This is a genomic window from Paenibacillus sp. JT31N17, assembly GCF_056269255.1.
Genome location: NZ_JBWDNP010000001.1, coordinates 1,751,146 through 1,775,461, shown reverse-complemented (window position 1 = coordinate 1,775,461; position 24,316 = coordinate 1,751,146). Strand labels below are relative to the sequence as shown.

The following is a 24,316-nucleotide window of genomic DNA, read 5'->3' as shown; positions in this document are numbered from 1 at the left end:
AACAGTCGGGAGGTAACGAGAGATGAAATTGAAGCCGGGGAAGAATGCAGGATTATGGGCATGCGCCATGCTGATGGTCATGATGGCGCCTGGCGTTACGACGTCGGCGCAGGCAGCGGACAGCAGCGCCAAGCAGGAGGCAGGCAGCATGGTCCAAAAGAAAAAGGCGCCGTTCATGATTAAGGTCGTCGATGCCGGGACGGGCCGCGGCATTCCGCTCGTGGAGTTGAAGACAACCAATAACATCCTATATTACACGGACAGCGCCGGTATCGTGGCGTTTGATGAACCGGGCCTTATGGATCAGCAAGTATTCTTTCACATGTCCAGTGACGGCTACGAGGTGCCAACCGACATGTTCGGTTACCGCGGCCAGGCCGTCGACGTAAAGCCCGGCGGGAGCGTCACGCTGAAGATGAACCGGGTCAATATTGCCGAGCGGTTGTACCGGGTTACCGGACAGGGCATATACCGCGACAGTTTGCTGCTCGGCTTGAACGCGCCGATTCAAGAGCCGGTTATCAACGGTCTGGTCATGGGCCAGGATTCCGTGCAAACGATCGAGTATAACAATAAGCTGTACTGGTTCTGGGGGGATACGGACAGACCGGCCTACCCGCTGGGGAATTTCCGCACGACGGGCGCGACGTCAAAGCTGCCGCAAAAAGGCGGACTGGACCCGGATGTCGGCGTTGATCTGCACTATTTCACCAATGAGGACGGTTTTGTGAAAAGCATGGTGCCTTCTCTTCCCGATGGGGCGAACATGGCTTGGATTTTCGGACTGATGACGGCCAAGGACAGCACGGGAAAAGAACGCCTCCTCACAGGCTACAGCACGCTAAATCCAGATTTGACCGCGCGCGGCATTCTCGTCTTTAACGATCTGACAGAGCAATTCGAGCAGGTCGTCCAGTTCCCCTCCAAGGACGACTGGCGCCATCCGGGCGGCCAGGCGACCTATTACGAGGAGAACGGCAAGGGCTATTGGCTCTTTACCGAGCACCGGATTCCGAATTTGCGCGTTGCCGCCAGTTATGACGCCATTATTGACTATACCGAATACGAGTCGTTTACGTGCCTGGTGCCGGGATCGACCTATGACGGGGCTAATACGCCGCTCGAACGCGACTTGAACGGCAAGCTCGTTTGGGCCTGGAAAAAGAACACCCCTCCGGTCAGCCAGGATCAGGAGAAGGAGCTGATTAATCTCGGTCTGATCAAAGCGGAAGATCAGCGCTACTATCAATTGAAAGATGCCGATACCGGTGACGAAATTGCGCTGGCCCAAAGCTCTGTCGAGTGGAACGAATACCGGCAGCGCTATGTGATGATTGGACAGCAGACTCTGGGGAAAACATCGGTTCTCGGGGAGCTTTGGTACGCGGAGGCGGCTTCGCCGCAGGGTCCTTGGACAACGGCCAAAAAAATCATTACACATAACAATTACACGTTCTATAACCCGGCTCAGCATAAGTTCTTCTTCGAAGACGGCGGCCGCGTCATTTACTTCGAGGCGACCTATACGAATACATTCACGGATCATGTTGCGACGCCGCGCTACAACTATAATCAGGTGATGTATAAACTTGACTTGACTAATCCGGCACTAGGCCTTCCATCCGTTCAAGGAACTGCCTGAGGGAGGTATGGTGTATGGATCGGTAATCCTTTGAAGACCTGCAGCCGATATTCGGATGCAGGTTTTCTGCTTTTTATTGTGGTTCAACCGTCATATGCGCGCGAAATCCCGTTATTGTGCATGGATTGGAGGATTGAACCATTGAATGTGGCGGCACTGCGCGGGTAAGATGGCGGTACATGCAGATAAAGGAGGTGAATAGCGGGAAAAGAAGCAATCGCAACCACAGTGTTGTAAGCAGGTTGCGGCCAATCCGGTGGGTATAGAAGGAAATAAAATCGAAAACAGGAGGTTCAGCATGAAAAGATGGTTAGCAATCGTTTTATGTATTGTCCTTGGTCTTTCTTTATTCCAGCCACCTATTCCAACTGCAAAAGCGAGCTATGATGCGATATCGGCATTTCCGGGGGCAGAAGGCTTCGGTTATTCCGCAGCAGGGGGCCGCGGAGGCGAAGTATACCACGTGACCAGCTACGAGCTTACCGGTCCGGGGACGTTCCATGATGCGCTCATGACCGCCGGAACGGCACCGCGAACCATCGTATTTGATATTTCGGGCGAAATTACGATCCCCCAGATCGTAGTAAGTGACAAATCCAGGATCACCATTGCTGGTCAGACCGCGCCGAGGGACGGAGTGACCATCCGGGGCAACAATATTCGCTTTATCAATTGCAGCGATATCGTCATTCGATATTTGCGCTTCCGCATGGGCGTTCAGAATTTTAATGACGATACGATGTATTTCGAAGATTGCCAGAACGTGATCATCGATCACTCCTCGTTCTCATGGGGGACTGATGAAGTGTTATCCATCAAGAGCAAGGATTACGATAATCCTAAATCCAAAAATATTACAGTGCAGTGGTCGATCATTTCAGAAGGGCTTCTCACCCACTCCATGGGCGGGTTAATCGAAATGAATACGATCACCATGCATCATAACCTCTATGCCCATAACAACGACCGCAATCCCAAAACGAAGGGCCAGATCGATTTCGTGAACAATATTATCTACAACTGGGGCGGTTACCCCTATGTAGCCGGCGGTGAATCCGGCACCAAAGGCTATGGAAATGTGGCTGGAAATTATTTTATTGCAGGCGTTAACTCGGCAAGCCCCCAATATGCGGTTGTGCGCGGAAACGAGAATTATAGCCTGTACCTTGAAAACAACCGCATTGACAGCAACAAAAACGGCATTCTCGATGGAACGGATACAGGGACCGGGATGATGGAGGCTGAAAAGCCCAGCGTCGTGGTTCCGGGGCGTTTCGAATATCCTCCGGTTCATATGCAGGATCCAGAGGTCGCATACGATTATATTCTGGATCACTCCGGTGCGTCGCTCGTCCGGGACAAGGTGGATCAGCGGGTGATCAACAGCGTACGGAAGCAAACCGGCGTCATTATCGGTCATGAGAACGACGTCGGAGGGTTTCCGCATCTGGCACAAGGAAGAGCCCCCCGCGACACGGACCTTGACGGGATGCCCGATGCATGGGAAAAGGCGAAAGGACTGAATCCGAACAATCCGGAGGACCGAAACGGCGACAGGAACAAAGACGGCTACACGAACCTCGAGGATTACCTGAATAAACTGGCGGCGCCGGGCTTCCCCGCAAAATACCCTGAAGCCCCGCCGGCATGGTCAGGAACGCCATTCATCCCGCCAGTCGAACCAACGACGGAGCCTGAATCAGAGCCGGTGCCCAGTTTGGACGGGGAAGCGGTCAGGAGCGTTGTCGTCAGAGATAACAGCAGCAACGGAAGCGGCAATGCGGCCAACTGGTCGGTAGAAGAGAATCTGCAGACGGGAGACTTCGTGGCTGGGGACCGATTGACCGGCAGCAGTGTGTATAAATTCGTTACCATCCCTAATGAATTGAAGGGCATGGAATGGATCCGGTCGGCGGTGGGTTCCAGAAGCGCCACGAGCGACGATTTGCTCTCCTTCTATTTGGCAGCCGATGCAGATGTATATGTCGCCCACGATTCAAGGATAACGACCCGGCCGCCATGGCTGACATCCTCCTACGAAGATACGGCGCTGATCATCGCAGATGACCAACCGGTGCAGTTCAAGCTCTACAAGAAGCATTATACAGCTGGCTCTTACGTTACAATGGGGGCCAATAACAGCACCTCCAGCATGAACTACTTCGTCATCCTGAAACCGGCAAATCCGGAAGCGGCTCCTCCTGCGGAATCGCCCTCGGGATTGAATGGGCAGCTGACGGACGGCCCTGAGGTTTCACTCCACTGGGAGCCCGTAAGCGGAGCGGACGCATATCTGATCTACAGTTCCACGTCAATAGATCCTTACTTTAAAGTCATTGGTCATTCCGATACTACAGAGTACAAGGACACTGCCGCTATGATGGGAGTTGCCTATCATTATAAAGTGTCCGGCCTAAATGCCGGAGGCGAATCCCCGCACTCCACATCGGTGGAAGTATTGGCATACGATGCAACGAAGCCGCTCCCGCAAGCGCCGGCAGGACTAAAGATTACAGCGGCAAAGAGTATCTCCGTAGCGCTTGAATGGACACCTGTTGACGGCGCCGTCAGCTATGTGATTCACAGGGCAGATTCCCCGGAGGGTGCGTATCACAATTTAGGCAGTGTTTCAACCACGGCATATACCGATAAGACGGTGAGCCCTTCTATGACGTATTACTATAAAGTTTCCACGACGGCGCCTGGCGGAGAATCCGCAGCGTCCGATAGCGTCAGCACGACGACGAATCCGCCGGTGGCGATTCCGCAAGTGCCTGCAGGCTTGTCTGCCGGCGATATTACGACCTCCTCATTGGCAATTGCATGGAAACCGGTTGACGATGTTGAAGGTTATAATATTTATAGGAAAGGAAATGGCGAGAACGAGTTTGTCCGAATAGACAGCACGGTTTCACCCCGTTATATCGACGATAGCGTTAGCGTGGACCATACAGGTTACAGCTACAAGGTGACAGCGGAGAACGAGATGGGCGAGTCGGCTCCGTCCGATGAACTTGATATCGCCATGCCCTTGCCCGCCAAGCCTTCGAATCTCTTTGTCGGTTTGAAGGGTAAAACATTCGTCGGACTTGTATGGACGTCTCATGGCGCAGCGACCCAATACAATATTTTCAGGGAATCCGAAGGAGAATCGGCTCAATACGTGGGGTATGCCAAGGTAGATACGTATTACGACCGCACCGTCAAACCAGGAGTGGAGTACACGTACTATATCAAAGGCAAAAGCGCCAGCGGAGAATCGGAACCTTCCAATTCCGTAGTGGTCAGGACGCTCGGGGCACCAGGAAAGTGATGCTTCCCGTAACGGCTTGCGTGCCTGAAAAACTAGCAAACCAATATCCTTGAAGAAGCTTCCAGCAGCGACTGCTTCCCGATACGTGAGCCGGGGAGCAGTCTTTTTAAGTTGTTCTACAACTGGCTGGGGACAAGATATACATGAATAAGGCATGATCGAAATACCGTGACTCTTGCTTGTTGCCGGTATCGATATGGGCGGCCGTCTTAAGAGATAATATTACCCATAATGAGAAGAAAGCGCTATTACATGGAAATGGGGTGAATGTTATGATTTAAATGAGATAGCTTCCAGACATAAATGTGGGATTAATTGAAGACTTGAATGTCTGGGAATCTTCCATTTCAGAAGAATGAAGGAGGGAAAGCGTATAATGATGGAACAACAGGCGAAGCCGGTTCGGATTACGGAACGGATGGACAACAATTGGAAATTTCAACTCGGCGATATGGAAGGAGCATCCACGGAGGATTTTCCCGATACAGGCTGGAGAACGTTGAATCTTCCCCACGATTGGAGCGTGGAAGGGGAATTCGCCATTGATCACCCGGCAGGGGGCGACGGTGCTTATTTGCCCGCAGGGATCGGGTGGTACCGAAAGCGCTTCTCTATTCCCGAGGACTGGAAGGAGCATAACGTCTCCGTCCGATTCGACGGCGTATACATGAACAGCGAGGTTTGGATCAACGGATGCTGTCTGGGCAAACGGCCGAACGGCTATGTCAGCTTTCATTATGATTTGACGCCTTACTTGCATTGGGATGGACTCAGCAATACGATGGCGGTTCGAGTTGATAATTCGGAACAGCCGGACTCGCGCTGGTACACGGGTTCGGGCATATACCGGCATGTTTGGCTGATCCGCGCCGGACGTGCGAGAATCGATCATTGGGGTGTCTGTGTAACTACCCCGGACGTTTCGGAGACTTTGGCCGTGGCTAAGGTGACCACGAGAATTATAAATGAGCCCGGAGAGAGTCAGTACGCACGCCTGAGATCCGAAATCGCCGATGCGGATGGGAATACCCTTGCTTCGAAGCAGACAGGTGCTTTTCTTGCCGGGGATACGCATGACATGACCCTGGAGCTCCAGATAAATAATCCCAGGCTGTGGTCGGATCTTAATCCATACCTGTATACGCTGAAATCGACTTTATGGGTCGGTGACCGCTTAACAGATGAGACCGCGACGCCTTTCGGTTTTCGTTCCATTTCGTTTGATGCCGATCGCGGCTTTATTCTCAATGGCCAACGAGTGAAGCTGAACGGGGTATGCCTGCATCATGACGGCGGCTGCGTCGGTGCGGCCGTTCCAGACAGGGTTTGGGAAAGAAGGCTCCGCCTGCTGAAGGAGATGGGCTGCAATGCCATCAGGATGAGCCACAATCCTCCTTCGTCCGAATTGCTGGATCTATGCGACAGGATGGGCTTCTTCGTCATGGACGAAGCGTTCGACGAATGGACGCATTCCAAGGCCAAGAGCGGATCGATGGCATTCGGCTATTATAAATATTTCGATGAATGGTGGGAACGCGACTTGACTTCCATGCTTCGTCGGGATCGTAATCACCCTTCCGTCATACTATGGAGCGTCGGCAACGAAATACCGGAGCAGTCGCAAGCCGTCGGTCCCGAAATTCTGAAGAAGCTCATAGAGGTATGCCGCAGGGAGGACGCGACCCGTCCGGTTACGTTAGCTTGCGATAATATCAGCGCGGACATCAACGCGGCAGCGGAATCGTTCTTCGAACTGCTGGATGTGGTGGGCTATAATTATGTAAACAGGTGGCGCGGACGGACTGAAACCCTCTATGCGGAAGACAGGATCCAATATCCGAGGATGAAAATCATCGGAAGCGAACACTCAACCGTGCGCAGCACAAGGGCGGATTATCGCTTGCGCCAGCCGCTTATGGCGGATACGAGGAAGGATGAAGCTGCGCCTTGGCGAAATCCCCCCTATTATTCGGGCATGATCCGTGCCGAACGGCTTTGGAAATTTACACGAATGCACGATTACGTGGCAGGCGACTTCATGTGGACCGGAATCGATCATTTGGGCGAAGCGCGCTGGCCGAACAAGAACAGCAGCTCGGGCGTCCTCGACATGTGCGGTTTTCCAAAGGACGGCTATTATTTCTACCAAAGCCAATGGACGGCGGAGCCGATGATACATCCATTTCCCCATTGGAACTGGGAGGGCTGCGAAGGAGAGGTAATTCCGGTTCTGTGTTACACGAATTGCGATACAGTCGAATTGTTCGTGAACGGCAAATCATACGGCGTCAAGAGCTGCGAGTTCCCTCTGCAAGGGATGACAAAACGGTACGGCCATTACGACAAGCACTTCATTCATGCCACAACCTCGGATCTGCACCTGACCTGGGACGTTCCTTACGAGCCGGGACGGCTTGAATTTGTCGGAACCCGGGATGGCATAGAGGTTTGTGCTGCAGAGATGGCAACGACCGGCAAGCCGGTACGGATCGAAGCAGCAGCTGACAGCGACCAGATTTCGGCGGACGGTATGGATGTCGCGCATGTCACGGTCCGTTTGGTGGACGATCAGGGCAAACTTGTGCGGACCTCCGATTGTCCGGTAATTGTCACGGTGGAAGGAGCGGGACTCCTGATCGGGGCAGATAACGGGAATCCGGAGAGCCACGAGTCCTTCAAATCGAATATCAGATCAACTTACGGCGGCATGTGCCTGGCAATCGTTCAGTCCGACTCTCAATCGGGATCGATCATAGTACGGGTGGAAGCAGCGGGTTTGAAGGCTGCGCAAACGATTATTCAGGCAAAACAGGAGTAAAGCGAATGGAATGAATGGAATATGCAGGGCAGTCAAATTGCGGGCATTCGGAATTTACGCCTTTTCTCCTGGAATATAAAACGTTATATTAAATGATGCAAGCGCTTTATAACGGATGATATGCGTGTTCTCTATGTATAAGCGTTGTTATTTACAGTCCGCAGCAGAAGTTTCGCAGGTTAGCCTGAGTTCTCCAAAAAAGGGGGGAGAAGCTTGAAGCTGTTGGTTGTCGACGATGAGAAAATGACGAGAGAGGGAATCGCGGGAAGTATCGAGGGCGGGCTGTCTATTCAACAGATCGAGCTGGCGGACTCCGGAATCACCGCAATCGAAAAGCTGGACGTCTTTCAGCCGGATATTATCTTGACGGACGTGCGCATGCCGCTCATGGACGGAATTGAATTTGCGGCCAGAGTCCGGGTCCTGCTGCCGGACTGCAAAATCATATTCATGAGCGGATTTACAGACAAGGAATATTTAAAATCGGCCATACAATTGAAAGCGCTTAACTATATTGAAAAGCCGATCGATTTTGACGAGCTGAAAGAAGCCCTGCAAACGGCTGTCAATCTCAGGCTGGAAGAACAGTTGAACAAACAGCGTGTTTCCGAGCTGAACCGTACACTGCTTGAGAGCATCCCGCTGATCAAGGCGGAAATTGCGTCGCAGCTTATGACCGGCAAATCCGATATTGAGCATCTCCTGGCCAGGGCGCGCATGGCTGGACTTACATTGCCGAGGCGAGGTTTTTTTCGGACGGTCATCGTGAGATTTGATCCCCGCCAAAGCGGCTGGACGGATTCGGAATGGATGTCGATACGCTTGCGGATCAGTCATGAGGCAGAGGCGTTTTTCATCGGGAAAGGCTACGAATGCCTGTCCGTTTTGAAGGATGGCTCGGCCATGGTATGCCATCTGTTAAACATGCGGTCACCGATTTCCATAAGTGTGCTCGAGGCTTTTGCCGAACTGCTGTCTGCGGCGAATTCGGAGCAGCTCCATCTGACCGTTGCCTGCGGGGATCCAGTCGGTGAAATGGAGCAAATTTTCCAGTCGTATAAACAAGCAAACTCGCTGCTCCCTGCTTCTTTTTACCACGCAAGCGGTTCCGTGTTAACACGGACGGAAATGGCCCCCGTGATGGTCTTCGATCCTTCCGTACCTGGTATTTTCGCGGATTGCATCGCCTTGGAGAAGCAATCCAAAGCAGAACAAATTCTTGTCGACTTGGCGGTCGATCTAAGCCTGCATGACCAGACGCCAGTCGAATCGACGAAGTATTATTTCTTCAAGCTGCTTACGCCACTCTTTGAAGACAATGAGAAGTGGTGCGGCCAAGAAACGGACCATTCGCTGTATTGGGACATTCTCAATCGCTTTGTATCGCTTCACGACATCGTCGACTTCGCACTGCAGACGCTCCATCGGCACTTCGACGAGTATCAAAAGCAGAAAGGAACGAGGCGGATCGTCAGGGAAGTGATCCGTTATATCCAGGTTTCATACGCGGATGAAGCGCTGTCCATTCAAAAAATATGCGGACATACTTTTTTGACTCCGGCATACTTGTGCAGCTTGTTTAAGCTGCACACGAATCAAACAATCAACGGTTATTTAACTGAATACCGCATTAATAAGGCCAAATCCCTCATGTCTGACTCCAAGCTGACGATCCAGCAAATCGCTGTGCTTGTCGGCTACAGCAACAGCAATTATTTTGCCAAGGTATTCCGCAAGATGGTTGGCATGACGCCTACGGAATACAGGGAAGGATTAATATGAAGCCTATGCGGAGCCTATATCACAAACTCTTGTATGACATGAAGCTGCGCCACAAAATATTGCTATCCTATCTTGTCCTGATCGTCATCCCGCTCGGGCTGTTTCAGTGGCTTGCTTCGGATAAAATGTCCGGCTTGCTGGAGCAGCATATTTATTACTCGGCCAAGCAGGGATTCGAGCAGACATTCTCATTCCTCAGCTACAAGCTGGATAAAATGGCAGAAACGACGGATGTAATCGTGGTCAATGGACCGGTCGTCCAGGCGATGGAAGATTCGGCGCGATCCACCGTAAACCGGCAGTTGGATGATTATACTTCATTGAAACAATTTCTGCGCGCATTGCAGAACAAAGATGTGTCACGGGTCGCTCTATACGTGCCGGATGACCTTATTTATGCCTCGGATCATCAAAACTTCTACCCCCTGGTCTCGGGACCGGACTCCGAATGCCTGCGAAAAATGAAAACGGAGAAGATGGCCTATCTCTGGTGTACCCCGTCGGAATTGGAATATGAAACGGGAACCAGCGATGGACACATTTATCTGACTCGTTACATTCGCCATTCCAACAATTATTTGCTGCCGGTTGCCCGCGTAAGCCTTGAGATCGATAACACCACAATCCAGACGATTCTTAACGGTGCCAATGTGGTCAAGGATAGCGTCAGCTATTTGGTATCATCGGACGACCGGATTATTGTCTCATCCGTCTCCGAGACCGATTTGATTCACCTGCCAAACCTGCCTGTGCCGGATTCGGAATTCCAGTCGGCATCGGTTCATAGGGGTGACCGCTATTATCTTTATCATTCAATCCCGTCCTCGCACTGGGCAATGGTCACGTCAATCCCCTTGCAGGAAATCGTTTCCGGGAGCGCAAAGCTCAAATACGATCTGTATCTTTGGGTCGTTGCCATCGCGACAATCGCTTACCTGTTCGCCTTCTGGCTCGCGCATTCAATTACTCGGCGAATATCCCAACTAATAAGACGTTTACGGAACATTGAGAAGGGCGGCTTGGTCGCATTGAACCGAATGGGGGGTAAAGACGAGATCGGTGAACTGGTTCACACCTACAATTTAATGATCCACCGCATCGAGCAGATGAACCAGGAGCAGTTCAAATTGGGACAGGAGGTGAAGAATGCCGAACTAAAGGCTTTACAATCCCAGATCAATCCCCATTTTCTGTACAATACACTGGATCTGATCAATTGGATGGCTGCCAGGGGGATGCAGAAGGATATCCATCGCATCATTAAAGCGCTAAGCAGATTCTACAAGCTCAGCCTGAATAACGGGAAGGATATGATAACGATTCGTGACGAGCTTAGTCATATATCCTTCTATATGGAAATCCAGAACATGCGGTTCGAGAACAAAATTTCATTCCGCATCGATGTGCATGAAGATGTGATGGCATATATCATTCCCAAAATCACGCTGCAGCCGATTGTAGAGAATGCGATTTATCACGGTATTCTGGAACGGGCGAGCCGAACGGGGGAGATAGTGGTGACGGGGAGAAAAGAAGGCTCGGACCTTATTATCTGCGTCAAAGACGACGGCATCGGAATGAAAGAAGAACAGCTGCTGGGGATTGCCAGGGGGGAGATATCAAGCGGCTCGGGAAGCGGGTATGGGGTGAAGAACGTTAAGCTGCGTATTTCGCAGCGCTTCGGGGATGCGTACGGATTGGTGTTCCGAAGCGTGGAGGGAGTCGAAACGACGGTTGAAATCCATATTCCAGCTGTCCGTTCCTTGGATTTGACGGAATACTGACGAGACGGCTGGATATACAATCAATGCCGAAAGAATTTACCCTTATTCAATGAATAATACGATTTACCCGTTCTGGTATCATTGTTACGATAGTAGCAGTTACATGACATTAAGAGCATTGGAGGGAAAGAGGTGGATAACAAAGCCCAGTTTGCTCAAGATGAAAATTCAAATATGAAAGCGTTGTCAACTCGCAACAGACGCTGGGGCATATGGAAAACATTAAAAAAGGACAAAACGCTGCTATTGATGCTGTTGCCGGCGTTTCTCCTGATCCTTGTGTTCGCTTATTTCCCGATGATCGGTTTGGTGATGGCGTTCAAACAGTTCGACTACCGTTTGGGCATCTTTAACAGTCCCTGGGTGGGACTGGATAACTTTTTATTCTTTTTTAAATCAGGGCAGGCTCTTCTGGTTACGCGCAACACGGTTTTATATAACCTCGTTTTTATGTTCTCGACGATCATCCTCCAGGTTGGCTTTGCCATCATTTTGAGCGAAATAGCCGGTAAGCGCTATAAGAAAATGCTACAGTCGGCGATGTTTTTACCCTTCTTTATTTCATGGGTCGTTGTAGCCTCGATCGTTTACAATTTGCTGAACTTCGAGCACGGCATCCTGAACGGCATATTGACAGGCATTGGCATGGAACCTGTCAATGTCTACAACACGCCGGAATTATGGAAGTATCTCCTGGTCTTCTTCAATGCCTGGAAAATTGTCGGCTACGGTACGGTCATATATCTCGCCGCAATCGTCGGAATCGATCAGCAAATCTACGAAAGCGCCGAAATCGATGGAGCGAATATCTTTATGAGGACGTTCCATATAACAATCCCATCCATCTTCCCAACCATAATGATCCTTACCTTGCTTGCCATCGGTCAAATTTTCAGGGGAGATTTCGGGCTGTTCTATAATCTGGTCGGCAATAACGGTGCGTTATTCGATGCAACGGATATCATCGATACGTTCGTATTCCGGGCGCTGGTGAACACGGGGGATATCGGCATGGCATCGGCGGCGGGCTTCTACCAATCCGTTATGTGCTTCATCACGATTCTGATCACGAATTCTATTGTGAAAAAGGCGAACAAGGATTATGCGCTGTTCTAGGAGGCTGCTCATGTGAGAGTGAAGACGAAAGATCAGCTTATCTTCAATGCGGTTGGCTATACCTTAGTCACCATCTTCGCGGTGCTTTGCATCATTCCGTTTATTATGGTGATCTTTTCATCGTTAACGAGCGAGCGATACATTCAAACAAACGGGTTTACTCTATTCCCCAGGGATTTCTCCATGGAGGCCTACCGTTTCGTATTCCAGAATCCATGGATCATTATCCGGGCTTACGGGGTTACTTTGTTCGTCACGATTGCGGGTACGGGACTCGCGGTTTTTCTCAACACCATGACCGGTTATGTCCTTCACCGCAAGGATTTCAAATGGCGTAATTACTTTTCCTTCTACTTCTTCTTCACAATGCTGTTTAATGGCGGACTTGTGCCGTGGTACATTCTCTGCATTAAATATTTGGGCATGAAAAATCAGTTGCTTGCCCTGTTCGTGCCGACATTGATTTCCGTATGGAACATTCTGCTGGTGAAAGGCTTTATGATGAGCGTGCCCCATGAAATCACGGAATCAGCCAAAATGGACGGAGCCGGAGATTTCCGCATATTCATGCAGCTTATCATTCCGTTATCCACACCGGTTATCGTCACAATCGGGTTATTTACATCATTGTTCTATTGGAATGACTGGTTCGCGAGCTTGATCTTCATATCCGACCCGAAGCTCTACACGCTGCAATACCTGCTCTATAATTTGCTTGCCAGCATCGAATCGCTGCGCATGGTCATGGCGGCATCCGGCATGGTGGTTGATTCCTTCCCGACTGAATCCATCAAGATGGCACTTACGATTATTGTTACGGGACCGATCTTTCTGCTCTATCCCTTTGTTCAGAAATATTTTGTGAAGGGTTTGACCATCGGGGCGGTCAAAGGGTAAGACCGGCATTACCATTCATCTATCATGAATCCAATAGGAGGCCGTAAAGATGAAAAGGATTTCAAGGACGCGCAAGACCGTATTGGTGATTATGTTGTTTTTGATTTCTTTAATGACCGCTTGCACTGGCAGCGGCGATAATTCCGGAAAATCTCCGCCTGCGAACGAGAAATCGGGCAACGGCAATCAACCGGCGGACGGGGAACAATCAGCAAGCGGGGTTGATCTTTCGAAGAAAGTCAATTTAAAGATGTATCTGCTGGGCGACAAGCCTGCGGATGGCGATGTCGTCCTGGCGGAATTGAACAAATTGATCCTCCGGGATTTAAATGCTGAGATGACAATCGAATATTTGCCATGGAGCGACTGGCAGCAGAAGTATCCGCTGATTCTGGCGTCCGGCGAGAATGTCGATCTGATCTATACGTCGGATTGGGCGCTTTACCAGCAGGAAGCCGCCAAAGGGGCATTCGTAGAAGTAACGGACGATATCCTGGAGAAGTACTTGCCGCTCACGGCGGAGAAACAAGACAAAGTATCATTGGATCAAGGCAGGCTTAACGGCAAACTGTACTTTGTTCCGCGCAGCAACGCGACATACACCGGAGAATCCGCCGTTCTGATCAGGGGAGATTTGAGGGAGAAATATGGCCTTCCGGAGCTTAAGTCGGTCAATGATTTGGAGAACTACTATAAGGCGGTTGCGGCAAATGAAAAAGGCATATTCCCGCTTGCCAATTCGCTTGACAACGATTCCAAAAGCATAACCTTCGGCCAGACGCGAAACAATGTGACCGTATATACGACGATGGTCGGAGTTGGAGAGTTTTCCTATTTATACAAAGAAGGCGAGCCGTTCTCGGCCGATAAAGTGAGCTACAATTTCTTTCAGCCGGATTATCCGGATTGGGCGAAGAAGATGAAATCCTGGGCAGATTCAGGCTACTGGTCCAAGAACGCGCTCGTCAATAAAACGGAAGCAAGAGATGCGTTTGAGAGCGGCACTTCCGCATCCATGGTATGGAATATCGGCACTCTGGCCGTTTCTGCGGATAAGGTCCTTCAGGAGCATCCGGAATGGAAGCCTGAAATTTATGATGTTACACCCGACTCTATTAAACAATTGGGCTTGTATACGAATGATGGCATGGCGGTTGCCTATACCTCCCAGAATGTCGAACGCAGCTTTATACTGCTCGATAAACTGAAGTTCGACAAAGCCTACAATGAACTCTTTATCTATGGGGTAGAGGGCAAGCACTGGATCGCGGAGGGCGATGACAAGTATAAACCGGGTCCTGATTTTGACAAGTTTAAAGGCGGACAGAACGGGACCTGGGGCGTAAACAATTCGGAAAACCTGCGTACGCTTGTGGGTGAAAATCCCGCAGTCGCGCAAATGCAGGAAGCCTGGGTACCGAAAACCGTCCATCCGGTTACGGAGGGTTTTAAATTCGATCCGGCCAAAGTCAAATCCGAGCTGGCCACCTTCATGTCGCTAGAAGCGAAGTACGGTCCTCTTCTGGATCTCGGTTTGGTCAGCAACGTTGAAGAAACCTTGGCCGAATTCAAAGATCAGGCCATGAAGGCGGGGTTCGGGAAAATCGACCAGGAATTGAAAGCGCAGCTGGATGCTTTCGTGAAATCCAAACAGTAGGGGGAGAACGCAAAATATGCTGACCAAAGAACAATTGGATCAATGGTACGAAGAAGGCTACTGCATCGTCAAAGATGTCATACCGCAGGATGAGCTCCCGAAATATCGTGAAGCCTTTGAACGCATGGTAACAAAGGTACGCGCCAATCCCAGCCGGGAACGATATAATACGCGTCTTGTCAAGAATATCGACAGGAAGAACCCCAACGCGATCAGTGAATTGGAAAGCTGGGGCTGCGACTTCCTGCTGCACCCCGATCTATACGAGCCCGCATTTACCGATTATCTTAACAATGAGAAGCTGCTCTCCTCTTTGTCCAGCATTCTGGGGAGCGATCTCCGCGTGGAAGGTCTGAAGGCGCTTTGGTCCCCTGAGAGAGTGGATTACGATCTCTTCTGGCATCGGGACGGACTCAAGGAGATTTACTCTGAGGACGGCTCCCAGAAGCATCTTCAATTCAACACGGCCCTATACCGCGACGATAGCTTCCGGCTTGTTCCGGTTTCGCATCGCAGACCGCTGACGGACGCGGAGCTTGCGCAGGTGCGAGCAGGCGTTGACGATTTGCCGGGTCAGCTGGTTTGTGTCCTGGAACCCGGCGACGTGCTGTTCATGCATTCGATGGTGCTGCACAGGGGGAAATCGCCGCGCACCGATATGCGCAGAACCTTCCACTATATTCTGGCACGGACGGATCTGCCCATCGGGACAGCGCTGTTAAAGCAGTTCAAAGGCTGGTATGAGGAACTGCGCCTGGATGAACAATTGGCTCCCACGGCCAAGAAGCTCTTCCGTAATTTCTTGAACTGGGAAGGCAGGACGATAAATGACGATTGGTATCCCAACTTGCCCTATAAGGAATAAACATTCGGGAATCGAAGGGAGTTTTCCAACATGCTGGCAGATTCGCAAATCAAGCAATTCTATTCTGAAGGATATACTGTTGTGAAGGATGTGATTCCCCATACGAAGCTTCCCGAATACAGGGAAGCCTACGAACGTATGGTAGAGAAGGTCCGTGCGCACCCCGGCCGTGAGAAGTATAATACCCGCCTCATTCAAGGAAACGATAAAGAATGCTGGGGCTGCGACTTCCTGCTGCATCCCGATTTGTATGAGCCCGCGTTTACGGATTATTTAAACAACAGGAAGCTGTTAACCTCATTAGGCAGTATCCTTGGCGACGATCTTCGCATCAGCGGGCTGAAGGCCATCTGGTCTCCAATCCGCGCAAACTATGATTTAGGCTGGCATCGGGACGGTCCGAAGGACATCTACTCGGAGGACGGGACACAAGCCTATATTCAATTCAACACCGCATTGTACCATGATGAAAGTTTTCGTCTTGTGCCCGGGTCGCATCTTCGGCCTTTGACAGAAGAGGAAGATACGAAATACCGCAGCGTAGAGGATATTGCGAATCAACTGGTATGCACGCTTGAGCCTGGGGACGCCATGTTTATGCATGCCGCGGTTCTGCACCGGGGAAAAGCGGCCTCCAGCACGAAAAGGCGTACCCTGCATTACATCATAGCAAGCTCGGATTATGAGGTGGGAACCAAACGGCTGAATCAATTCAAAGCATGGTATGATGAAATGAGGCTGGACGAGAAGCTGGAGCCTGCTGCAAAGAAATTATTCGATAACTTCTTTGCATGGCAAGGCAAAACATTTGATGATCATTATTACCCTGGCCTGAATTATAAAAATTAACGGCATTACACTGCAGCTAATGGTCCGATAAGCTAAGAGTAACCTGGCAGCGAGTCTCTACAGGCATATAGGCATAGCCGATAAAAAGTGGCAGTCAGAACGCGAAAAGTTCTGTACGGCCACTTTTTTCTGGATGCTTGCCATTCCATTCAGCATCAGCCTGGGCCGCAATTTCCCAAGACAGCCCTCATTACCAACCAATCCGCCACAGCACCAACCAATCCGCCGAAGCCTCGCTGCTGCGGCTTTTTTGCGTTTCTTTAAGAAGAGCATCCGCCAGCGGCTATCAGCATTTGCCCATCCCCTTATTGCAGTTTGAATGCGCGAATCTTCCAAAACGGGCAAAATCATGGATTTGTTCATCACATGGAGAAATGATCAATTGTTATGGGGGTTCTTGAACAGGTAAGATGGCGGTACAAGAAGCGAAGGAGGTTCATGATGGCCAAAGTGCACAATCCATTGGAGCCCGGCTCCACCCGTACGCCGGCAGGAAGGTACAACCTGACCCGGAATCGTTACCTCGTAAATATGCGAAAGTATTGGATGCTCTATGTAATGATCCTGCCCGGCGTCATCTACTATCTTGTATTCAAGTATTTACCGCTGGCCGGAAGCGTCATCGCGTTTCAGGACTACCAGATTTTCAAAGGCATGCTGTCAAGCTCATGGGTCGGATTGGACAACTTCAAATTTATTTTCACGTATAGAGACTTTTATCTAGTTATGAGGAATACGGCGACAATCGCCTTTTATCAGCTTGTATTCGGTTTTCCGGCTCCGATCATCCTCGCGCTTCTATTTAATGAAGTCAGGGTGATGCTGGCCAAGCGGGTGATGCAAAGTTTATTCTATCTCCCGCACTTTTTATCGTGGGTCGTCGTTGGGGGCATCGTATTCGAATTGCTGTCAAGTCAGGGCGTCCTCAATATGATGCGCGGCTGGTTCGGATTGGATACGATCCTGTTCATGCAGGAGCAGCGATATTTCCGCACCATCGTCGTCATATCCGGCATTTGGAAGGATGTGGGCTGGGGGACGATCATCTACCTGGCTGCCATTGCCGGCATTAATCCGAGCCTGTATGAAGCGGCTGTCATGGACGGAGCAAACCGGTGGAAGCAGACGTTCCATATTACGCTGCCTACGATGTTCCCAACCATACTGGTGCTGTTCCTGCTGAATATCGGCAATTTCCTGGAGCTTGGATTTGATCAGATCTATAATTTATTGACGCCGATGACATATTCGGTCGGAGATATTATCGAGACGTATGTATACCGGGCAGGGGTGCTGCAGGGGCAGTATAGCGTAACGACAGCAATCGGATTATTCCAGTCGGGGATTGGCTTCATCCTCTTGTGGATATTTAACCGGATGGCCCGAAAAACAGAACAGGGGTTGTGGTGATGAAACGGACTAAAGGAGATCAACTATTCCAATTAATCAACTATGCATTTCTGATCGCAGCCGCGGCGACGATGCTGCTGCCGCTTATTCAGCTGCTGGCCGTATCCTTCAGTTCGCCAATCGCGGCGGATTCCAAGCTGGTGTTCCTGTTTCCCGTTGAATTCACGACGGCATCCTGGTCGCACATTTTGCAGAACAAGGGGCTGTGGACGTCGTTTGGCATCACCGTGTATATTACGGTGGCGGGTACTTTACTGAGCATGCTGTTCTCGGTGCTGACGGCGTATCCGCTGTCGCATCGGCAATTTCTCTTGCGCAAGCCGATCATGCTCGGCATTATCATTACGATGATCTTCAATGCGCCGATGATCCCGTTCTTTCTGACGGTTCGCGAGCTGGGCCTGATGAACTCGTTGTGGTCGCTCATTTTGCCCGGGGTGATCGGCACGTTCAATATGATCATTATCCGTACCTTCTTTATGGGCATCCCAAAAGAGCTTGATGATTCTGCACGAATCGATGGCTGCAATGAGGCCGGTCTGTTAATCCGGATTTATTTGCCGCTCTCGAAGCCGGTGATGGCGACCGTAAGCCTGTTTTATGCGGTTGGCTATTGGAATACCTTTCAACGGGCGGTGCTGTTCATTCGCGATCCGGAGAAATGGCCGCTGCAAACGAAGCTTCGCGCTTATCTGACTTCGCCGGAGGAGCTGGCGGCAGTCAATCTGGTTCTGGGTGATTACGATTTCAATACGACAACCTTGAAAGCGGCTACAATCTTGTTCGCCACCATACCGATTGTTCTCGTATACCCTTATTTGCAGAAATATTTCGTAAAAGGTTCTATGCTCGGGTCCTTGAAAGAGTAGTTCGTCTTATCTTGGGAGAGTTATGAAGCCGGTTCGCCGGCTTGATATATAGCTTTTATTAATGGAAAAGGGAGGCTGAAATCATGATGAAGCATGTATTTGGAAGGTCGGTCAAAGGGTCCGTTTTGGCGTCGCTGCTTGTAATTTCACTCGTTACCGGCTGCTCTAACAGCGGAGAAAAGCCGGCAGTTTCGGGAGGGAATGAGGAGAAGGACCAGCCTGTTACGGTAAAGGTATTCAAAAGCCATATGGGCGTAGGGACCATTCCCGACAGTAATAATGAGCATGTGAAATATGTGGAAGAGAAGACGGGCGTCGTATATGAGCTGATCACGACGGCCCCGGGCTCGGAGCCGACAGAATTTCTGAATCTGATGATTGCGTCCGATGATCTGCCTGACATACTGCGCCCGATTGGAGGCGTAGAGCAGACGCTGATCAAGCAAGGCGGTGCTTTGCCGCTCGATGATCTGCTGCCTAAGTATGCGCCTAATGTTTGGAAGAACATTCCGGAAGAAGCATGGGATATCGTACGGTCAGCTTCCCCGGACGGCCACATCTATTACGTGCCCAAGGTGTTCCTTGTTCCCGAGCGGGCGCCGATGATCCGTCAGGATTGGCTTGATAAGGTAGGATTGTCAATGCCGAAAACAACAGAGGAGTATAAGGAAGTACTGCGGGCATTCCGGGATAAGGACCCGAACGGCAATGGCAAAGCGGATGAGCTGCCTACCACGGGCCGCGAGTTCGGCAAGTGGATGGACCACCTGTTCGGCATTTATGGTGTCGCGATGTGGGAAGGCGTTCCGGAATGGGATGTCTATGAAGGGGAAATCCAATACGCGGGCGTTACGAAAAATATGAAGGCTGCTATCGCTTTTATTCGTGAGCTTTACGAAGAGAAGCTGTTGGACAATGAGACATTCCTGAACAAAGGCGATGTTTGGCAGGCCAAAATCAACAATAATCTGGTTGGAAGCTGGTATCATCTTCCCGCCAACCTCCGGGATCGTTATACTGCGATGCTCAAGGGTGCGCCGGATGCTTATGTCGTCGGCATGCCGATGCCGAAGGCAGAGGGTTTTGAAGGATTCGTTACGCAGAAGAGCATGGGTGAGCCGGAGTGGATGATCCCGACTGTCGCTAAGGATAAAGCGGAATATTCACTTAAGCTGCTCGATTTCTTCTATGATCAAAGCAATGATGAATTCATTCGCTTTGGCATTGAGGGGCAGCAGCATGAAGTCGTAAATGGCAAGAAGGTGGTGCTTCCGCCAGAGGACAGCCGCCCGATCGCGCTTGGGATGCGCAATCTGACGACGAAAGAGGATATGGACATCCGGATTAAGGAGACGATTCCGGAAGACATGCAGAAGATGGTTCAGGATATCTTCACTGTCAGCACGGCAGACGCGCACCGGATCGCAGGCGACGGATTGCCGAATACGGTGTACGAAGGCTTCCCGGATATTCAATCACACAAGCTGTTCCAGGAGTATCTGACGAAGATCGTTATTGGAGAATGGCCGCTTGAGAAATTTGACGAGTTCGTGGACCGCTGGAATAAAGCTGGAGGAGATACGGTTACCAAGCGCGCCCAGGAATGGTATGCCAAGGTGAAGAAATAAGCGGTCTGCGGCAATGCCGCAATCTGGCCAGACCTGCAGTTGTCTGCATGACAGCATCAATGCCTGAAAGGATGGGTTCAGTTGAAAAAACGATACGCAATCTGCGGAGTGAGCGGACGTGCGCTGGGCATGTTCGCCAAGCCTATCCTCACCTCCTTCGCTGGAAGCTGTGAGCTTATCGGTCTGCTCGACCGCGATCCGATGCGTTTTGAGCTTTACCGTTCGAGATTCCCGGAGCATGCCGGCATCAGCACGTACGGCGAAGGTGAGTTCGACCGGATGGTAGATGAGACGAAGCCGGATGTGATCATTGTCGCCGGTCGTGACGACACGCATGCACAGTACCTGATAGCCGCCCTTGAGCGTGATCTGGATGTTATTACAGAGAAACCGATGGTGACAACAGGAGCGGACAGCAGGCGCGTCATGGAGGCGGAACAAGCGAGCAAGGGCTCTGTTATGGTGACATTCAATTATCGTTATGCCCCGATTCATACGAAGATCAAGGAGATTGTGCAGGAGGGGAAGCTTGGCAGAATAACGTCGGTTGACTTGAACTGGTACCTGGATACGTACCACGGCTCCAGCTACTTCAAAAGGTGGAACAGGGACCGCCGGCTGTCCGGCGGATTATCCGTCCACAAGAGCACGCATCATTTTGATCTGGTCAACTGGTGGATTAATCAGAAGCCGGTTGAGGTGTTCGCCTTTGGCGCTTTGAATTATTACGGCGCTGATGGAGAGGCGAATCCGAAGAAGGAAGATGGCCGGTTCTGCAGTACCTGCGCGCATACCGAGGATTGCTCGTATTACTCGCGCTGGAATGCCCGCAGCCGGAATCTTGAAGTGCCGGATGATCATCTGGGATCTCTCGATGCAGGGAAATCCCCGGCATTTCCCTATTCCGATTACCGGCCTGACCGATGCATCTTCGATTCGGATATCCAGATTGAAGATACGTATACCGCGACCGTGAAATACAGCGGCGGCGCGCTCCTCAGTTACTCGGTTAATTTCTCGCTGCCTTATGAGGGCTACCGTCTTGCCATCAACGGGACGAAAGGGAGAATCGAGACGGTGGAATATCATATGCCTGGCAGAACCCCTTTCCCTACGCCAGTGCAGACGATCGACTACTTTCCATTGTTCGGCTCGAAGGAAACGATTCATGTCGTACATCGGGAAGGCGGGCATGGCGGGGGAGATCCGCTGCTGCTTGAAGACTTGTTCATGGGCGAGGATCGCAGACGGCCGTACCGCATCTTGTCGGGCGCGGTGGATGGCGCTTATTCGGTGGCGACGGGCGAAGCGGTATGGCGCTCGGTGAAGGAGCATCGTCTGGTCACGATCGAGGAGGTGCTGGGCAGCGGTACCGACAGCGGCGGAGCGCGGGAGCGAAGCGAAAGCCTAAGCGGCCAGAGAGGCGGTGTATTGTGACAGCTAATCTAAGCGGGTATTTCGATGCAATCGAAAGTATGGCCGCACAGACGGAGGGCGGGAGCATACCGCATGTGCTTAAGGTCATCGCGCAGCGCTATGTCGGTGACAATCCGCCGCATGAACCGGTATACCGGGTAACGCGGACCAGCGATATCCGCAAGGGAGCGGATCATCTGTATGAATTTCCGCGCCGCATGTTTCCGGACATGGGAGAAGGCAAGCGGGTATACGCCTGGGCAAGGCTGTGGATCGATCAACCGCAGGAATTCATTTTCCATCTTCGCTGCTTCGGGCAGGTCAAGCTGTATCACAATGGGGTTCAGCGTTTCGGATCTTCCCCGGAGGAGGAGATCTCCGGAGTGGAGCCAGCCTCGGAGGCGCTGCCCCTAAAGCTGAAGGTAAATCTGGCGCAGGGATGGAATCACTTCGTTCTGGAGCTGGCCAGGGGCCGGGAGGGGAACTGCGGAGCCGCCTTCGGAACAGGCAGCCGCAAGAATAAACCTTTTCACTTCTTGTCTCCCTCTGTTGAGCGGGAAGGAGAGGAAGGCTGGATCTATACGCTTCCGTTGACCCGACCGCTGGATCGCATCCCGGGTACGAATCAGACGGAAGCCGCCACCGGAGCGGAATGGCTTCCTGCCCGATCAGAGGGGACAGGGCATCTGGATCTTATATATGGCATGCATTCGGGCTGTTCCTCATTTGCATGGACGACGATTGTCAACCGCTCCGCTTCGAATAAGAGCGTTATGCTCACTGGAACTGCCTATGGTCCTGTACGGTTCATATGGCAGGGGAAGCTGCTGTATGAAGCTCGGAAGCCGGGTGACTTCTCCTTCGCCCTCGACGCAGCCCCGGGGCGGGGCGACCTGATTGCCCATTGTTATTGTGAACATCATGGATGGGGCTTCCGGCTTCGGGACATTGCTGGTACGGAGGTTGAACTTGCTGCCGGGCGGCGCGTGCATGGCTACAAAGGTCAGTGGCTGCATCTCGGCCCGCTCCCGGCGGAAGCGAATATCGATCCGGACGATTATCCGAAGCTCGATAAGCTGGCGGCCGGCCGGCACAAGAACGTCTTCTGGATGACGGATCAGCCGGGAGCGCATGTGCGTCCATTTCTCGAAAATGAGTTGTACGGCCGTTGGAATTATCCGCTTGGGGTCACGCTGTCCGGACTGCTGGGGACGAGCCGGCTGCTGCAGCGCGAAGATCTTGCAAATTACGTCGCAGACCATGTCGAATTCGCGACCTCGACTTATGCATACTCGCTGTGGGACCGCGGGCGCTTCGGAGCAGCGGGCTTGAACAATCAGCTGTCGCATATCGACAGCCTCGACGACTGCGGCTCCTTCGGGACGCTTACCATTTTGGCTGAACGGCTCCGTCCGCTTGAAGGAGCGCGTGCGGTGGCTGACGATATTGCCCACTATATCATGAACGTACAGGATCGCATGGAGGACGGAGCGCTGTACCGCAAGGTCGGCGTCTCGCCAAGTATGCATAACACGATGTGGTGCGACGATATGTACATGAGCGTTCCATTCCTGTGCCGGTATTCCGGGCTTACCGGCGATCCGCGTTACATGGACGAAGCTGCAAGGCAGCTTCTGCTCTATAAGAAGTATTTGTATATGGCGGAGCAGCAGATTATGTCTCATGTGTATGATGTGCGCAGCGGGAAGCCTTCGCGTACGGCCTGGGGCAGGGGCAATGGCTGGGTGTTTTTCTCACTGGCCGTGTTGCTCGAATTACTGCCGAAGACGCATGCGAGCCATCCGTCTATACTGGCTTTCTATCGGGAGTTGGCGGAAGGGTACCGCAGACTGCAGGGCAAGCATGGTCTGTGGCATCAAGTATTGACCGATCCGGAGTCGTATGAGGAAGCCTCATGCTCCTCGATGTTCATATACGGCTTCGCGCTTGGCGTTCGCAGCAGCTGGCTGGAGAACCCGGATCCTTATGTCCGTGCGGCGCTGGATGGGTGGCAGGGCTTATGCGAGCGGGCTATCGACAAACGGGGAAATCTGTACGGCGTATGCAAAGGCTCCAGCTGGTCATACTCTCATGCTTACTATAAGCATGATCTGGGCTGGAATTTGAACGATACACACGGTATCGGCATCGTGCTGCTTGCAGGTATTGAAACTCAGCTGATGAAAGAATGGCTGATAGAGAAAACATAAGCTGAACAGGAGAACAGGCGTCGTATTTTACGAGGGCAGGATCACCAAGATATAATGGAA

The 24,316-nt window shown here is 51.5% G+C and carries 15 protein-coding genes; all 15 read left to right on the top strand.

Features of this window, described 5'->3' with window-relative positions; all coding sequences use genetic code 11:
- Positions 1-22: 22 nt before the first annotated feature.
- The gene (locus AC0YOB_RS07450; protein WP_475792229.1) at positions 23-1,642 is read left to right on the top strand and encodes a hypothetical protein; all 1,620 of its coding nucleotides are present in this window, start codon (positions 23-25) and stop codon (positions 1,640-1,642) included.
- Positions 1,643-1,940: 298 nt separating this feature from the next.
- Entirely contained in the window at positions 1,941-4,955 is a 3,015-nt protein-coding gene (locus AC0YOB_RS07445; protein ID WP_475792228.1) for a pectinesterase, read from the top strand.
- Between the two features lie 376 nt (positions 4,956-5,331).
- Complete coding sequence (locus AC0YOB_RS07440) at positions 5,332-7,773, top strand: glycoside hydrolase family 2 TIM barrel-domain containing protein (protein ID WP_475792227.1); 2,442 nt, start codon at positions 5,332-5,334, stop codon at positions 7,771-7,773.
- Positions 7,774-7,986: 213 nt separating this feature from the next.
- Positions 7,987-9,555 carry a response regulator gene (locus AC0YOB_RS07435; RefSeq protein ID WP_475792226.1) on the top strand — a complete coding sequence of 523 codons (1,569 nt, stop codon included), beginning with the start codon at positions 7,987-7,989 and terminating at the stop codon, positions 9,553-9,555.
- Complete coding sequence (locus AC0YOB_RS07430; RefSeq protein ID WP_475792225.1) at positions 9,552-11,339, top strand: cache domain-containing sensor histidine kinase; 1,788 nt, start codon at positions 9,552-9,554, stop codon at positions 11,337-11,339. Before AC0YOB_RS07435 ends, AC0YOB_RS07430 begins: the two co-directional genes overlap by 4 nt.
- A 132-nt stretch (positions 11,340-11,471) precedes the next feature.
- Complete coding sequence (locus AC0YOB_RS07425) at positions 11,472-12,455, top strand: ABC transporter permease (RefSeq protein WP_475792224.1); 984 nt, start codon at positions 11,472-11,474, stop codon at positions 12,453-12,455.
- Positions 12,456-12,467: 12 nt separating this feature from the next.
- The gene (locus AC0YOB_RS07420) at positions 12,468-13,352 is read left to right on the top strand and encodes a carbohydrate ABC transporter permease (RefSeq protein ID WP_475792223.1); all 885 of its coding nucleotides are present in this window, start codon (positions 12,468-12,470) and stop codon (positions 13,350-13,352) included.
- 49 nt (positions 13,353-13,401) lie between these two features.
- Complete coding sequence (locus AC0YOB_RS07415) at positions 13,402-15,009, top strand: DUF3502 domain-containing protein (protein WP_475792222.1); 1,608 nt, start codon at positions 13,402-13,404, stop codon at positions 15,007-15,009.
- A gap of 16 nt (positions 15,010-15,025) precedes the next feature.
- On the top strand, positions 15,026-15,874 hold the full coding sequence (locus AC0YOB_RS07410) for a phytanoyl-CoA dioxygenase family protein (RefSeq protein ID WP_475792221.1): 849 nt from the start codon (positions 15,026-15,028) through the stop codon (positions 15,872-15,874).
- A 30-nt stretch (positions 15,875-15,904) separates the two neighbouring features.
- Positions 15,905-16,723, top strand: coding sequence for a phytanoyl-CoA dioxygenase family protein (locus AC0YOB_RS07405; protein WP_475792220.1), 819 nt, complete (start codon positions 15,905-15,907; stop codon positions 16,721-16,723).
- 531 nt (positions 16,724-17,254) lie between these two features.
- Positions 17,255-18,133 (top strand): ABC transporter permease, encoded by an 879-nt coding sequence (locus AC0YOB_RS07400; RefSeq protein WP_379113669.1) that lies wholly within the window; start codon positions 17,255-17,257, stop codon positions 18,131-18,133.
- Positions 18,133-19,002, top strand: a complete 870-nt coding sequence (locus tag AC0YOB_RS07395; protein ID WP_210045910.1) for a carbohydrate ABC transporter permease — start codon at positions 18,133-18,135, stop codon at positions 19,000-19,002. The genes AC0YOB_RS07400 and AC0YOB_RS07395 overlap by 1 nt, the downstream gene beginning before the upstream one ends.
- An 83-nt stretch (positions 19,003-19,085) precedes the next feature.
- Complete coding sequence (locus tag AC0YOB_RS07390) at positions 19,086-20,630, top strand: extracellular solute-binding protein (protein WP_475792219.1); 1,545 nt, start codon at positions 19,086-19,088, stop codon at positions 20,628-20,630.
- Positions 20,631-20,711: 81 nt separating this feature from the next.
- Positions 20,712-22,067, top strand: a complete 1,356-nt coding sequence (locus AC0YOB_RS07385; protein WP_475792218.1) for a Gfo/Idh/MocA family protein — start codon at positions 20,712-20,714, stop codon at positions 22,065-22,067.
- Positions 22,064-24,256, top strand: coding sequence for a glycoside hydrolase family 88/105 protein (locus AC0YOB_RS07380; protein ID WP_475792217.1), 2,193 nt, complete (start codon positions 22,064-22,066; stop codon positions 24,254-24,256). Before AC0YOB_RS07385 ends, AC0YOB_RS07380 begins: the two co-directional genes overlap by 4 nt.
- Positions 24,257-24,316 lie beyond the last annotated feature (60 nt).